Origin of the sequence: Winogradskyella sp. MH6 (genome assembly GCF_022810765.1) — a bacterium.
Classification (GTDB): domain Bacteria; phylum Bacteroidota; class Bacteroidia; order Flavobacteriales; family Flavobacteriaceae; genus Winogradskyella.
In genome coordinates, this window is the sequence record NZ_CP094494.1 from 2,735,296 (window position 1) to 2,750,192 (window position 14,897).

The window sequence follows — 14,897 nt, forward strand, 5'->3', positions numbered from 1 at the left end:
AGGGATGAACATAACAACTGAAAATACATTTGAAACTGCCATAGAACAAGCCTTGTTACAAAATGGTGGTTATATCATTGGTGACCCAAACACATACAGTAAAGAACTTGGGTTTTTCAAAGATGAAATCCTAACCTTTTTACAACACTCACAACCCAAAAAATGGGAGAAAATATCTGCCATTCATGGAAAAGATACCGAAAACAGAGTTTTACAGCGTTTGTACAAAGAACTAGATTTAAGAGGTGCTTTAGATGTGTTGCGAAAAGGCTTTGTAGATTATGGTGTACGTTTTCAAATGGCATATTTTAAACCTGCTTCGGGTTTAAATCCAGATGCTGTAGCAATGTACAATAGCAATAATTTAAAAGTATATCGTCAAATCTATTACAGTAAAAAGAATCAAAACTCAGTTGATATTGTTTTAGGTTTAAATGGTTTGCCAGTAGCAACATTAGAACTTAAAAATCAGTTTACGGGACAAAACGTAAATCACGCTAAAAAGCAATACAAAGATACTAGAGATCCAAAAGAACTATTGTTCTCATTTAAGAAACGTGCTTTGGTGCATTTCTCAGTTGATTCAGATGAAGTTTATATGGCAACCAAATTAGAAGGTTCAAAAACATTTTGGCTTCCATTTAATAAAGGCAATGGAAACGGAAAAGGAAACCCGCCAAATGATAATGATTATCGCACATCTTATTTATGGAATTACATCTTACAAAAAGATAGTTGGCTTCAAATACTACAACAATTCATCCATTTGCAAACTGAGGAAGTCATATCAAACGCAAAGATTTACAAAAAGGAAAAAATGATTTTTCCGCGTTATCATCAATTGGATGCTGTTCGTGAAATAACAAATGACACTTTAGAAAATGGAGCAGGTAAAAATTATCTAGTACAACATTCAGCAGGTTCAGGAAAAAGTAATTCAATCGCTTGGTTAGCCTATCGATTAACAAGTTTACACAATGCATCAAACGAACGTATTTTTGATTCCGTAATTGTAGTAACTGACAGACGAGTTTTAGACCAACAATTACAAAATACAATTTATCAATTTGAACATAAACAAGGCGTCGTTCAAAAAATTGATAAAGACAGTAAACAACTGGCAGATGCTATTAGCAATGGCACTAATATTATAATTACTACACTTCAAAAGTTTCCTTTTGTAATCGATAAAGTGGGCGAAATACCAGACCGTAAATATGCTGTAATTATTGATGAAGCTCACAGTTCTCAAGGTGGTGAAGCCAGTAAAAAAATGAAAGAGGTTTTAGGTGTTGTAGAAGATGATGAAAGTTCAACACAAGAACCTTATCCAAATTATGGAGAAGGAGATGATGACGAAACTATTTTAGGACAGGATATTGTGAATAGCTGTATTGAAAAATCTGCTCAAGCAAGAGGTCAACAAACAAATGTTTCATTCTTTGCGTTTACAGCAACACCAAAATATAAAACACTTCAAGTCTTTGGAGCAAAAGATGAAGAAGGCAATCCGAAGCCTTTTCATTTATATTCTATGCGTCAAGCTATTGAAGAAGGTTTTATTTTAGATGTTCTAAAAAACTATACGACCTATGAACGTTATTATAAACTAACCAAAGCGATAGAAGAAGACCCGAAACTTAACAAAAAGAAAGCTGCAAAGGCAATTGGTAAATACATTGAACTACATCCACATAATTTGGCTCAAAAAACAGAAATAATTATAGAACATTTTAGGTCTATTGTTTCTAAAAAAATTGGCGGTAAAGCAAAAGCAATGGTTGTTTGTGGTTCAAGGTTACACGCCAAAAGATTTTTTGAAGAATTTAAAAAATACATCAAAAAGAAAAAATATCAGAATGAATTAAAAGTGATTGTTGCATTTTCGGGAAAACTGAAAGATGACAATTATCCTGATGGAGTTTTAGAATCTGAACTCAATGGATTTAAGGAAAAGGAATTACCACAAATGTTTGAAAAAGAGGAATACAAAATTTTGATTGTAGCTGATAAATACCAAACAGGTTTTGACCAACCTTTATTACATACAATGTATGTAGATAAAAAATTATCAGGAGTAAAAGCAGTTCAAACACTTTCTCGATTAAACAGAATGTGTGCAGGTAAAGAAGATACTTTTGTGTTGGATTTTGCGAATGACAGAGAAACTATCTTTAATTCTTTTCAACCCTATTACGAAGTAACAACTGTAACTGATGAAACGGACATTAATCACTTGTACGATTTAAAAGCAAGATTAGATGATTTTCAAGTGTATTGGCAAGAAGAAATTGATGACTTTGCAAATGTCTACTTCCACCCTAATACAAATTTGAACAATGCTAAAAATCAAAAATATCTGTATTCGTTTACAGACCCATCTGTAGAACGTTACAAAGAACTTGAAGAAGAGAAACAAGATGAATTCAAAAAATCAATTCGTTCTTGGACAAACTTGTATTCTTTTTTAGCTCAGATAATGCCATTTGTAGATGCAGAATTTGAAAAATTCTATGCATTTGCTAAATTATTGCAAACTCGTTTACCTAAAAGAGACTTATCTGAGACTTTCCAACTTTCTGATGAAGTAGCGCTGGAATATTATCGTTTAGAAAAGATTAAAGAAGGCTCAATAGAACTTTTAAAAGGAGAAGAAGGAGAACTCAGTGGAACAACAGAAGCAGGTTTAAAACGTACTAAAGACGAAGAAGCCTTATTATCAGAAATAGTTTCTATTTTGAATGATCGATTCGGAACTGAGTTTGAAGATGCGGATAAACTATTTTTTGACCAAATAGAAGCGGAATTGATGGAAGATAAAAAACTTCAAAAGCAGGCAAAAGCGAATAAAATGGATACGTTTAAATATGCGTTTGAGGATATGTTTATGACCAAACTAATTGGACGAATGGACCAAAATCAAGACATATTTGAGAAAATACTAGAGGATAAAATGTTTGGTGATTTGGTGAAAGAATTAATGATGAAAAAGATTTACCGCAAGATGAATGAAATATAATTTAGAAGGAGGTGTTTTAATTATAGGTTCTCTTTATTGGCAAGATTGGTTGAATGAAGAAGGAGATGATATTCGAAAAAATTGGAGAGATAATCATCTTGATATGACTTCAGTTCGAGATGTAAAAGCCCCTGTAAGATATGGGCGTTTTTCCGGTAAAGCAGAATTGAATAATCAGACTTATACAATGGTTTTTGATAAAGAATTACCAGAAGAAAAATATGGTAATGTTAAAGTAGTACCATTCAAAACCAAATTTGAAGATTGGAAGATGATGAAAGATGAAGTACATAGATTATCTAATTCCGAAGGTGGCAAAACAGATGAGTTTATAAAAGGTAACAAACAGCCCTGGTGTGTGTGTGGCATAATTATTAATCCTAAAGTTGAGACCTTAATTAAAAAGGATTTGCTCTCCAACTGGTCTAGGTCGCTAAGAGAAAATAAAATTGGGTATAAGAATTTTGAAGATATATACTCAGAGTTTTCGATGTCTATTAATGGAGAGTTTCTATTTTCATGGCCTGACGAAGTAGAAAATCTCGATGTTTTGATCGCCACAGCTACAAGACCAAAATTAAGAGAAGGTGCTGAAAAGTTGACAATTCAGGAAATTTCAAATCATGTAGATAATAGAGCCTATTTTATGCCAAATTTGGAGTGTGGTATAAATACATTTCAAGATGAAGAAATTCTAAAATGTCATGAAGACAAATGAGTTTGGATATCTTTTGGCTAAAAGACAAAAGCCTTACAGATTTGGATAACCTACTAGAGCTATACATCCTAGCCAATGAAATTATAGAAAACATAGAGTCAGGACTAGAAAGCTTTAGGGAGATTATGGATACCTTGAATGAATAAGATTGCTTCTACTGACGCTTTTAGGTCTGTATCGCCATAATCTTACCATTATCACTTTGAGGCACGAATCAGTGTCATTATAAGGGTAGTGGTAATGACTAAGAGATTGCTTCGCTCGTTCCTCACTCGCAATGACAGTATGGGTGGTGGTTGGTGTGGTTTTGATTAAGAGATTGTGTCGGGTTTGCCACGTCGCTTTGCGTCTCGCAATGACCACTCGCAATGACGGCTTGGGTGTTTGTTTGGCGTTATGGTTTGTGTGATGGTTGGAGTAGTTGGGAAGATAGACAATGACGGTATAGGTGTGTGGGTTCTCGATACATTTTATTCTCATGCTTCGAATAAAACACTCGAACTGACGGGTGGTTTTGGTTTTTAGTTATGGTTGGTGTGGTACCACTTAGAGATTGCGTCGGGTTTGCCATGTCGCTTTGCGCCTCGCAATGACCACTCGCAATGACGGTTAATTACTTTCTAATGTTAAGGTAATGCTAAATCTTTTATATCTAATGGTTTAGGACGTCTAAAAGTGGGTTTATCTCCGTATCTTTAGTAACACCAAACACCAGTGCTATGAACTCATTACAAAAATTACGATTACGACTACTAAAGTCCCGGCAAAAAAGCATAAACACTACACGACCAATAGGAGACCTATCACCAAAAGCTAAGGACGCTACCAAAACGGTTAAAGAAGACGACGCCTTTATGTTTATATAGTTGTGTTAAGGCATTATATAGGTATTGTCAGTAACAATGTATGGGGATTTGCTACTTATAGTTATAGCAATACGACATTACCATGGCATTTATAGAACTAAAGCATCGCGCAACACAACATTCTAATCCTAAATTGCAGGATAAGCTGAGCAGCTTACAACAGCTGTTACAAGAACTGCAAGAGCGTGAATTGCCAGATGCTACCATAGACTACATTAATCATCAGCTTAGGGAGCTTAATGCCAAATCTACTGCAGATTCTAAGTTGTACAAAGCGGTTTTTGCTACACAGCACACCATTCTTAAATACCTTGAAAAACACCATAAGATCGTGTCTAAAGGCCATTATCAAAAGATTTGGATGGTACTGGGTATGTCGCTTTTTGGTGTTCCAATGGGAGTTGCATTTGGTACTAGTATGGGTAATATGGCTTTTTTGGGTACAGGCATCCCACTTGGTATGGTCATAGGTATGGCTGTAGGCTCTGGTATGGATAAAAAAGCGGCTGCGGAGGGCAGGCAGTTGGATTATTAGATTTTTAGACTACTAGATTATTAGACTGTTAGACTACTAGACTTTTAGATTATTAGATTGTTAGGTGGATACAGCTAAAAGAAAAGCCCCTCTCAGTATACTACCAAGAAGGGCTTATAAAAAGGGATTATCACTGTTTATTTAGCGGCAGCAATTTTCATGCTATGGCCTTGCGCTAAGACATACAATTCATCATTTACCTTTTGATAAAACACAATAGCTGTGGAGGCAAATAATGCTGTAGTTACGGGTACAGGAGCAAACGCAGATAAATCTATATCTAAATTGGTATCACTACCTACCATACCACCAATATCTATAGCATCACTGTAGTTAACTACACCTGCCGCATTTGGGTGTTCTTCCACAGGCTGGTAAGCTTTTAAAGTGGCATCCCACTCATAGTTGCTTACGTAACCCGCTGCCAGTGCTAGTTTGAAATGTGTAGCACCCTCAGGTTTGTGTACAAATGTATCGGTATTAAAGTCTGGTATATTCCAACGGACACTATCCTTAGTATCTGCAATATCTGGCCCAGGAGATGGAGCATTGAACTGTGAATCGAATGGTTTTGATAGGTTGAAATTAAAACCAATGAACGGCTCTAAATTATCTACAAGGTCAATGTTGCGTTCACCTCTTAAGCCAGGACCATTAGGAACGATACTTCTTATTTTTGCTGTAATTCTAGCACTAAGGTAGGTGTCGCTCACCAGACGAGATATACCAGCGAAGCTTTCTCTAAAGGCCTTGCCACATTTTGCAGACCCTCCAAATTCCTGGTTGTTCTCTCTTGTACGTTGATACTCTGGAGCGTTAGCAATTCGATTTTTACTGACTTGCGTCTTCTTTTTTACTAAATTCTCTCCGTCTTTGTTGTAGAAGGTTAACCCATCCAGAGTTCCTTCTAGTTTAATAAAACTTGTATTTACTGCCATGGTTATAAGATTTGGGATATACTGCATATGGCATTATAAAATGCAGTACATCTGGTTAAACTTAGCCTATAGTTTAGGCTTTTGATAAGGTATAAAAGGGGATAGGGCAGTTGTTTTAAACACCGGTAATTTATGTAGTGCAACTGATCACATTGCTAAACAACTGAAAACCAAACCTATAAAAATATTTTTAAAATGCAAACACCTCGTAATGAATAATTTACAATGAAATAGAGGAAATGCAGAGAATATCTCAAAGAAGCTATCTAAAATTGTGGCATTATCGACATATTCTTAGTAGCACCCGAATACTTGTTGCTAAAATGATAAAAATGAGGTAGTTATGGTTGTTGGGCTTAAGACTCTCTCAGTTTCACCGAAATAGGGTAGTGGTCACTATAACCATCGGTTACAATGGTTTTGCCCATACCGCCAAAATGCTTAGGCACACCATAGGCACCAGGCTTTACCATCTCAGGAAAACGCTCAATACATACTGAATCAGGCACTATTTTAATAGCACTGTTGCTCTTTAGCATGTTCTCATTAGCCAAAAACTGATCGATCATATTGGGTTGATTTCCAAAGTAAAAACTGGCCGTTCCGTAGTCCATTAAGGGCCACATGAGGTTTAAAAAGTAGGGAATACGTCCACGTACCACACGCGCTCTGCTACGTAAAGCCAGCGCAAATCGGGTTAACGACTCATTAAAAGGCTCATCGTTAAAGTCTCCCATTGCCAATACAGGCGTATCATCACCATGCACCTCTCTAATCCGTTGATGGAAATAGCTCAGTGTTTCCCCAGCAATCTGTCGGTAGCCTTCAGACTCGTACTGTCCACCACTACGTGATGGCCAGTGGTTAGCAATGAGTACCAGGCGTTGTTGCCCTTGACTATGCTTGGTTAAGAAGTTAACCTGTAGAATATCTCTCGTGGCTGTACGGCGCAACACAAAGTGATCATAAACCTTAGGCTCGCCATTTTCCTCTTCAACACTAAATAGATCTGCATCGTAGATAAAGGCCACATCAATACCACGTCGGTCATCCGAGTCATCATGTACCAAAGCATAGTTGCGGTTTAACACACCCATTTTCTGAATTAATAAGTTGAGTACATGGGCATTTTCTACCTCACAAACCCCAAGGATATCTGGGCCATTACCATTATTCAACTGAATAATAATGCGGTTCAGTTGGTCTAATTTATCATTGAGTTGTGTAGGTCCCCAACCTTTTACGTCGCTACCAATAGCACGTTGCAGTTTCTCGGTACGCCTTGGTGAGTGTTCAATGTCAAAGAGGTTTTCTAAATTCCAGAAGGTCATGTGGTAGTCCATATCATATATTTTTAGGGATACGACTATTAATTAGATAGGTGATAGAGGAAGTCTAAAAGTAACAGATTTTGAACTAAAATCAAAATAGGGTACCATCGCATAAGATTCCTGTTTGTAAGGCAGAAATCTAACAGAGATTTAGTATACTTGTTATCCGAAAAATAAAATAAATAAGTTCATAATCAAGCGTCAGTTCGAGTGATTTTGAGGCACGAAAAATCGTATCGAGAACCAGTTTAAAGTAAAAAATTCTATTCTCGATACAGATTTTACTCATTTTCAATCGTAAAACCCACTCGAATTGACGAATTTTATAAAAATGAATAACAGATTAAACTATAATCAACAATGAAATTATTAGGAATAGGATCGCGCATCAATCATACAGCACACGGAAAAGGAGTGGTTACCAATGTGACCTCAAAGCACTATTGGGTGACGTTTATAGATAAAGGTTTAGAGACTATAGAACTCGATGAAGACTTTGAAGTGATTGAAGCTGCTGAAGATGATGTAGATACGGTAAGTTTTTATGAGGTTGAAAAGAGTCTTAAAAGCATCCTTAAGAAATGGTCTGATGTTTCTGAAGTTATTTCTATTGCCGATAAATGGAAGGGTGGTAAGCTGATTCTAGAGCCAGGTGATACTAACTTACAAGGTAAGGAACTACCTATAGATACCTTCTTTCATAAAATTACTATGGTACGCGACCGCTTACGTGTGATGGAGCAGAAGATAAACTCTAGCAACCTCGATGAACAGGAAAAGATAGACTTACAGCAATACATTACCAGAAGCTATGGTAGTTTAACTAGTTTTAACGTACTGTTTAAGTTGAAAAGCCAGCAGTTTGTAGGGCAGCGTTCTAAGTAGTGTTCTGTAAGCAGTATTCAGTAAGCAGTAGGTAGTTAGATGGGTTTTTTTATAAGCTATAACTTAAGTCCTATTACCTCTCCCATATCAAGGTTAAACACCATGAATTTATGCGAGGTCGGTAATTTGGCTCCACTTTGGGTGGTTGTCCATTGGTCCCATGATGCTTCTAAACCATCTATAGGTAGAATGTCTACCCACATTTGAAAGCTTTTAGGCAGTCCGTTTTTATCCAGATGCCAGAGATAAGAGTCGCCAGGCGTACTGCCTCCTTTGGTGTAGGTGACTAATAAGGCCTTTTCACCATTTTCGGTTGTTACTAATCTGCGTTCTGTGCCTTTATCAAATACTTTGTATGGAGCTACCAACCAGAACGAGTCGTTATTGAAGTATTTCACTGCCTTATTGATATAATCCTGTTTTTCACTGCCATTATATTCTTGTTCGCCAGCAAATACTTTTGAGTTATTAATGTTATCTAAATCCAGAATTACGGTCATGGCATCCCAAGATACTTCACAGGTATTATCATTTTTATACCATTTGTAATGGTGTCTGCTTTTAAAAGTCCATTCAATATAATCGGTATTAAGATAGGCTTCTTCATTTAAGGCATTTAGCATGGTCGTTGCTAATTGGTCAGCTTCAGTACCCAATTTGCCTGTTGGTAAATCTTCATCGTACTTGAGGTACATAAACCCAAAGAAGAGTAGCGAAGGCAGTGTAAAGAAGATGATGATTCCTCCTATAATCTTAAAGATGCGTTTTGTTTTTGAAGCTTTAGGCATTATTAGTGTGTTTTATAGTATTACAAGCAATTCCACCACCAAATCACTATTGGTGGTGGAAGTTAAGTCATTTGTATTTGTTAACAATAGCTATTAAGTTATTGATGTAGGCTTAATTATCGGATTTGTATCCTTTAGGACGTTTCCAACGCACTGGAGCTTTTGGTTCTGGTTTTAGTTCAAACTCATTACCGTTTAGAAGTCTCATCGCTTCCTGTACGGCACGTTCTAATTGTGGGTCGTTTCCTTTTGAAGTTTCTTTAGGATGTTGAATGACTTCAATATCTGGAGCCACGCCTTCGCCTTCAACAGCCCATTCACCATTAACATCATAGAAGCCACCACGCGGTGCGACCATACGACCACCATCAATAAAGCGAGGTGTATCCCAAGTTCCTACAAGGCCTCCCCAAGTTCTGGTACCAATTAATGGACCAATATTTTTCATTTTGAACATGTATGGTAGTAAATCACCACCAGAACCAGCACGCTCGTTAATGAGCATTACTTTTGGTCCCCAAATACCAGCAATAGGTGTAGTCCAAGGACGTTTGTCACCGGCTTTACTGTTGAAATAGCCAAACAATTCGCGAGACATGATGTCTATCATATAGTCCGCTGCTGAGCCACCGCCATTATTACGTTCGTCTATTACCACACCTTTTTTGTCTTGTTGTGAGAAGTAATACCTGTTGAACGACGTAAAGCCTCCACCACCTGTGTTTGGTACATAGACATAGGCAAGCTTGCCGTTAGATAGTTCGTCAACTTTTCTTCGGTTGCTTTCTATCCACTCAATGCTTCTTAAACCTCTTTCGTTACTAACAGGTTTTACCAAAACGGTTTTAGCATCCGTCATGCTAGGTTTGGCATTTACTGTCATGCTGATTTCTCTACCAGCTGTTTGCTCTAATAATTTGTAAGGGTTTGTATTGCTATCTAGTGGTATTCCGTTTATGGCTAGTATATAATCCCCTTCATTAACCTCTATACCTGGTTTTGCCAGTGGTGCATTAATGTTAGGGTTCCAACGTTCACCAGTATAGATTTTAGTAATCTTATAGTTGCCATTAACCTTTTCTATATCACAACCTAACAAGCCAACAGGCACACGATCTACATCAGGGAAATCGCCACCAGAGACGTAAGAGTGACCCACTGCAACTTCACCACTCATAATGTCAACGACGTAGTTTAGGTCGGTTCTGTGGCGTACATGGTCTATCCACGGTGCATACCATTTGTACACTTCATCCCAAGGCGCACCATGCACATTATCTACATATAGGAAGTCTCTCATGTAGCGCCAGCCTTCTTTAAAGATTTGGTGTGCTTCTGCCTTAGGGTCTAATTTTATTTTGATATCAATCTTTAGATTGTCTTTTCCGGGTTTTGGTGGAGCTTCAGAGCCCGTTAAAACCCAAGCTCCATTTTGAGATAATAGTATAGACTTTCTATCTTCTGATGCTACCATTTGAGAAACACCATCTGCAAAGTCTGTTGCTTTCTCTTTTTCAACGTCATAGGAATGCACCTTTAGTCCTCTTGCATTAGGAATTGCCTCTGCAACAAACACTTTATGCTTTGGGCCTTTTAGCAATGCCACATAATTTCTTGCAGGTAGGTCTAGTGCTACCGCTCGGTCGAAAATTCCTTCTTCGTCTATAGTTACTGTAATAGCATCCGATGATTTTTTATCGTCTTTTTTGTCATCCTTTTTATCATCTTTCTTGTCGTCGTTCTCTTTCTTTTTTACGTCTTCCATATCATTTTTAGGAAGGTTGGGTGCTTTATCATCTTTACTAAGTACTACAGCATATAAGCTTCTGGTAAGGTTGGCTGCAGGGTCGTAATTACTCATATCTAACCATCCACTTTGTAGTCCGTAGTTGGTGCTTGCCAAAGTGTATAGATATTTACCCGAAGCATCCCAAACTGGAGTTATGGCGTCTGCAATAGGATCTGTAATTTGGATGATTTTTTTAGTATCTATATTGTAAGCAAAAATGGCTTTAAAGTGACTATCTTGTTGTTTTGCATAGGCAATCCATTTACTGTCTGGTGACCAAACCGGATTCATAGAACGATTAGGGTGTGCGTATCTATCAGTATCTACTTTTTTGGTCTTTTTAGTTTCTAGATTTAATATCCAGATGTTGTAATGTGTGTCTGTGTAGGCAATGTATTTTCCGTCTGGAGACCAATCTGGTTGAAAGTAGAATGTTGGGTTAGGTAGGGAAATCGCTTCTGCATTTTGACCGTTTTGGTCAGCTAACATTAATTGGTATTCCCCACTTTTATCTGAAAACCAAGCAATTTTATCACCTTTTGGTGACCATATAGGACTGCGATCTGCAACACCTGGTGAGTTGGTGAGGTTTATCCAAGTTCCATTTTCTTTTGGCACTGTAAAGATTTCTCCACGATGTTCAAAGATGGCACGTTTTCCAGTTGGTGAAACATTAGGGTTTATTAATTGTCTTGCAGACACATCATCCCATTTTGTTCTGTAGAAATTGAGATCTGCTTTGACTTCAATATTTAACTGTGATGTTTTTGAAGTCTTTGGGTTATATACATGAAGATATCCACCTTGTTCATATACAATTTTGTTATCACTGGCATCCAAACTTTTCACATCAAACTTTTTATGAAAGGTGATTTGTTTTTCTTCTTTACTTGAAGGGTTAAAAGCCCAGATATTCATGGTATAATCGCGCTCAGACATAAAATATACCCAACCATTTAACCAAACAGGGTCTAAATGACGCTCTTTAGTAGGTTGCGATGTTCTTACTAAGTCTTTGGTTTTTAAATCTACAACCCAAATAGGCATTGCTTGTCCGCCACGATAGTTTCTCCATTCGGCATCCCAACCTGTGATTGGTGTGTATGCGACATGCTTTCCATCAGGAGACATTTCACCATAAGCCGCTCTCGGAATATCTAAAGCTTCAGGTAAGCCTCCATCAGCAGACACTGTGAAGAATTTGTTAGTCATGGTTGGTTGGGCTTCTCTACCAGAGCGAAATAGTACTTTGCCATCTGGTGTCCATCCTTGTACAAAATCACCATCAGGATGATAGGTGAGACGTTTAGGCTCTCCACCTTCTGAAGGCATTACATAAACATCGACATTACCATCGTATTGTGCCGTAAAGGCAATCATTTTGCCATCGTTAGAAAAGTGAGGGTTGGACTCGTAGCCTTCATCACTGGTTAATCTAATGGCAGTACCACCTTTGGTAGATGCTTTCCATAAGTCGTTAGCATACACAAAGACGACATCATCTCCTTGAAGTGTGGGTTGTCTTAAAAGTTGTGTGCCTTGAGAAAATGAGAATAATGAAATGCAGAGTGCTGCAAGAGCCATGTAATTTTTCATGCTTGGTTGATTTTATGAGGTAGGTTAATTTTGGCTTGGTGAAGCTAAAGATACAATATCGTACAGTTGTATTTTTTAAAACAATGTTAAAACCCAACAGCAGTATCGTCACCTCTATGATCTGCACCACCTTCTAAAGCGCCATCATCTAGAACTAAGATAGCATCTACTTTACCAATTACAGGTGAGCGTTTTAAGTTGATGGAGTATCCTAAGGCTTCTAATGCTTTTATAAGGTCTATATTAAAACTATTAGGTTCCATTCTAATTTCATCTGGTAACCACTGATGATGAAAACGTGGTGCATCAACAGCACTTTGCATAGAAAATCCAAACTCATGGACATTAATAATGGTCTGTAATACTGAAGTAATAATGGTTGATCCGCCAGGTGTGCCTAAAGTCATGTAAAGTTCTTCTTCTTTTTCTACAATGGTTGGTGTCATAGCACTCAGCATGCGTTTTTCTGGTGCGATGCTATTGGCTTCGGCACCAATAAGGCCATAATAGTTTGGTACACCTGGTTTACTGCTAAAGTCGTCCATTTCATTGTTAAGGAAGAAGCCTAACTCTTCTGCATACAATTTAGAACCATAAGCACCATTTAGTGTTGTAGTAACCGCTATAGCATTACCAAACTGATCTACAATAGAGTAGTGGGTAGTTTCATCGCTTTCATAACCGACAATATAGCCATGCGATAAGGTATCTGAAGGTGTTGGCTCTTTGAACGAGAAATTAGCCATTCTACCTTCAAGGTACACATCGCTTAATAAAGTTTCCGTTGGAATATCTACAAAATCTGGATCACCTAGATAATAGCTTCGGTCTGCATAGGCATGTTTTTCTGCTTCGACCATTACCTGAATAGTTTTTAAGGAGTTGTGACCGTAATCATTTAAATCAAAAGGCTCTATCATTTTCATGATTTGCCCTAGGCATATTCCTCCAGATGAAGGAGGAGACATGGATGTTATGGTTAAATCGTCGTACTCAAAAGATACAGGGTTTCGCCATTTGGCTTCGTATTTTTCTAAATCTTCAAGCGTTATGATGCTACCTTCAGCTTCTAAAAAAGACACCAGCATTTTTGCAGTTTCACCTTTATAAAATTCATTACGACCATGCTCTGAAATGCGTTGTAATGTATTTGCTAAAGCTAAGTTCTTTATAGTGTCTCCTGCTTTAATCGTCTTATTGAAAAGAATTTGTTTGTTGTTTACTGCAGAAAAAATACTGTCGTATTCAGAAAACCGTTTTGCTTGTTTATTGGTGACTACAAAACCATTTTGTGCTAATTCAATAACAGGTTGTAAAACGGTTTTAACATCAAGTTTGCCAAATCTACGTTGGGCTTCAAAAATTCCAGCAATAGTTCCAGGTACACCAACAGCCATGCTACCCACTGTACAGAGGTTTTTAATGACGTTACCTTCTTCATCGAGATACATGTCTTTATAGGCTGCTAAAGGTGCTTTTTCTCTATAATCTAAAGCACCTTTGGTGCCATCGGCTAGTCTGTACACCAAAAATCCGCCACCACCAAGATTACCGGCATACGGATAGGTTACGGCTAGTGCCATTTCGGTTGCCATCATGGCATCGAAAGCATTACCACCTAGTTTTAATATTTTAACACCTATTTCTGAAGCTTCTTTTCTGGCACTTACGACCATTGCTTTTTGGGCAATAGTTCCTTTTTTTTCTTTTTGAGCTTTGTTTATGCTGGTCTCTTGTTTACAACCAACGAGGCAGAAAAAGAATATTAAGATGATTATTTGGTTCTTCATATTTTAAACTGCTTTTCGATGTCGTTTCTCTTTGTGCTGGCAAATGATTGAAGCTCTTTAAAGAACGCTGTAAATTCTTCCTCAAACTCTGTGTAAAATTCTTTTAGTTCATTTGTGGCTTCGTTCATTTTAGATTTGCCTTTTGTACGGTTGTTCATTCCGTTAAGCACAAGTTGAATACCATCTACAGTAGCATAACTTAATAGCCAATTGCCTTCTATCATAATTGGTGTTAGGTGTTTAAAGCGCTTGGGTAAGATTTCAAAATTCTTATTTAGAGTATTGTAGAACTCATCTACATAGTTTGCCAAAGGGATGTTTGAATATTCTTTCCAGTTCTTTGCTAAAAAATGATCATAAATAATATCTACAATAACTCCGCTGTAATGGCTATAATTTTTATGAAGGCGCTTAGTGCTTTGTCTAAAAATAGGATGCGCATCTGTGAAGGTATCAATGGCTCTATGCAATAGGATACCTGCCTGAACTTTTTCAGGATAGATTTTGTAGTTATGTCCTCTTATACCATCTGCAACAAAATTGCCGATGGTTAAGAGCTCGTCATCTCCAGATAGATAAATGTGGGCTAGAAAATTCATAGGCTCGAATTTACGAATTCGTAATAACAAAATTCAAAAATCA

At 37.3% G+C, this 14,897-nt stretch carries 11 protein-coding genes; 5 read left to right on the top strand and 6 right to left on the bottom strand.

What is annotated here, in order from left to right:
- Nucleotides 1–4: 4 nt before the first annotated feature.
- The 4 genes from MST30_RS12300 (at nt 5) to MST30_RS12315 (ending at nt 5,138) form a co-directional block, all read left to right on the top strand.
- Nucleotides 5–3,019, top strand: a complete 3,015-nt coding sequence (locus MST30_RS12300) for a type I restriction endonuclease subunit R (protein ID WP_243471711.1) — start codon at nt 5–7, stop codon at nt 3,017–3,019.
- Nucleotides 3,009–3,737, top strand: coding sequence for a hypothetical protein (locus MST30_RS12305; RefSeq protein WP_243471712.1), 729 nt, complete (start codon nt 3,009–3,011; stop codon nt 3,735–3,737). The genes MST30_RS12300 and MST30_RS12305 overlap by 11 nt, the downstream gene beginning before the upstream one ends.
- A complete protein-coding gene (locus MST30_RS12310) occupies nt 3,734–3,883 on the top strand; it encodes a hypothetical protein (RefSeq protein ID WP_243471713.1) in 150 nt (49 codons plus the stop codon). Before MST30_RS12305 ends, MST30_RS12310 begins: the two co-directional genes overlap by 4 nt.
- 802 nt (nt 3,884–4,685) lie before the next feature.
- Entirely contained in the window at nt 4,686–5,138 is a 453-nt protein-coding gene (locus MST30_RS12315) for a hypothetical protein (protein WP_243471714.1), read from the top strand.
- A 137-nt stretch (nt 5,139–5,275) separates the two neighbouring features.
- Here MST30_RS12315 and MST30_RS12320 read toward each other — a convergent pair whose 3' ends face one another.
- Entirely contained in the window at nt 5,276–6,076 is an 801-nt protein-coding gene (locus tag MST30_RS12320; protein WP_243471715.1) for a hypothetical protein, read from the bottom strand.
- 356 nt (nt 6,077–6,432) lie between these two features.
- Nucleotides 6,433–7,419 carry an endonuclease/exonuclease/phosphatase family protein gene (locus MST30_RS12325; protein WP_243471716.1) on the bottom strand — a complete coding sequence of 329 codons (987 nt, stop codon included), beginning with the start codon at nt 7,417–7,419 and terminating at the stop codon, nt 6,433–6,435.
- A gap of 348 nt (nt 7,420–7,767) precedes the next feature.
- Here MST30_RS12325 and MST30_RS12330 point away from each other — a divergent pair, with 348 nt between their 5' ends.
- Complete coding sequence (locus MST30_RS12330; RefSeq protein ID WP_243471717.1) at nt 7,768–8,292, top strand: DUF8685 domain-containing protein; 525 nt, start codon at nt 7,768–7,770, stop codon at nt 8,290–8,292.
- Nucleotides 8,293–8,348: 56 nt separating this feature from the next.
- Here the strand turns inward: MST30_RS12330 and MST30_RS12335 are convergent, their stop codons facing one another.
- From MST30_RS12335 to MST30_RS12350, 4 genes are all read right to left on the bottom strand, one after another.
- On the bottom strand, nt 8,349–9,080 hold the full coding sequence (locus MST30_RS12335; RefSeq protein WP_243471718.1) for a hypothetical protein: 732 nt from the start codon (nt 9,078–9,080) through the stop codon (nt 8,349–8,351).
- A 112-nt stretch (nt 9,081–9,192) separates the two neighbouring features.
- Nucleotides 9,193–12,465 (bottom strand): S41 family peptidase, encoded by a 3,273-nt coding sequence (locus MST30_RS12340; RefSeq protein WP_243471719.1) that lies wholly within the window; start codon nt 12,463–12,465, stop codon nt 9,193–9,195.
- A gap of 86 nt (nt 12,466–12,551) precedes the next feature.
- Nucleotides 12,552–14,255, bottom strand: a complete 1,704-nt coding sequence (gene ggt / locus MST30_RS12345) for a gamma-glutamyltransferase (RefSeq protein WP_243471720.1) — start codon at nt 14,253–14,255, stop codon at nt 12,552–12,554.
- Nucleotides 14,252–14,854 (bottom strand): acyl carrier protein phosphodiesterase, encoded by a 603-nt coding sequence (locus MST30_RS12350; protein WP_243471721.1) that lies wholly within the window; start codon nt 14,852–14,854, stop codon nt 14,252–14,254. The genes ggt and MST30_RS12350 overlap by 4 nt, the downstream gene beginning before the upstream one ends.
- Between the last annotated feature and the right edge of the window lie 43 nt (nt 14,855–14,897).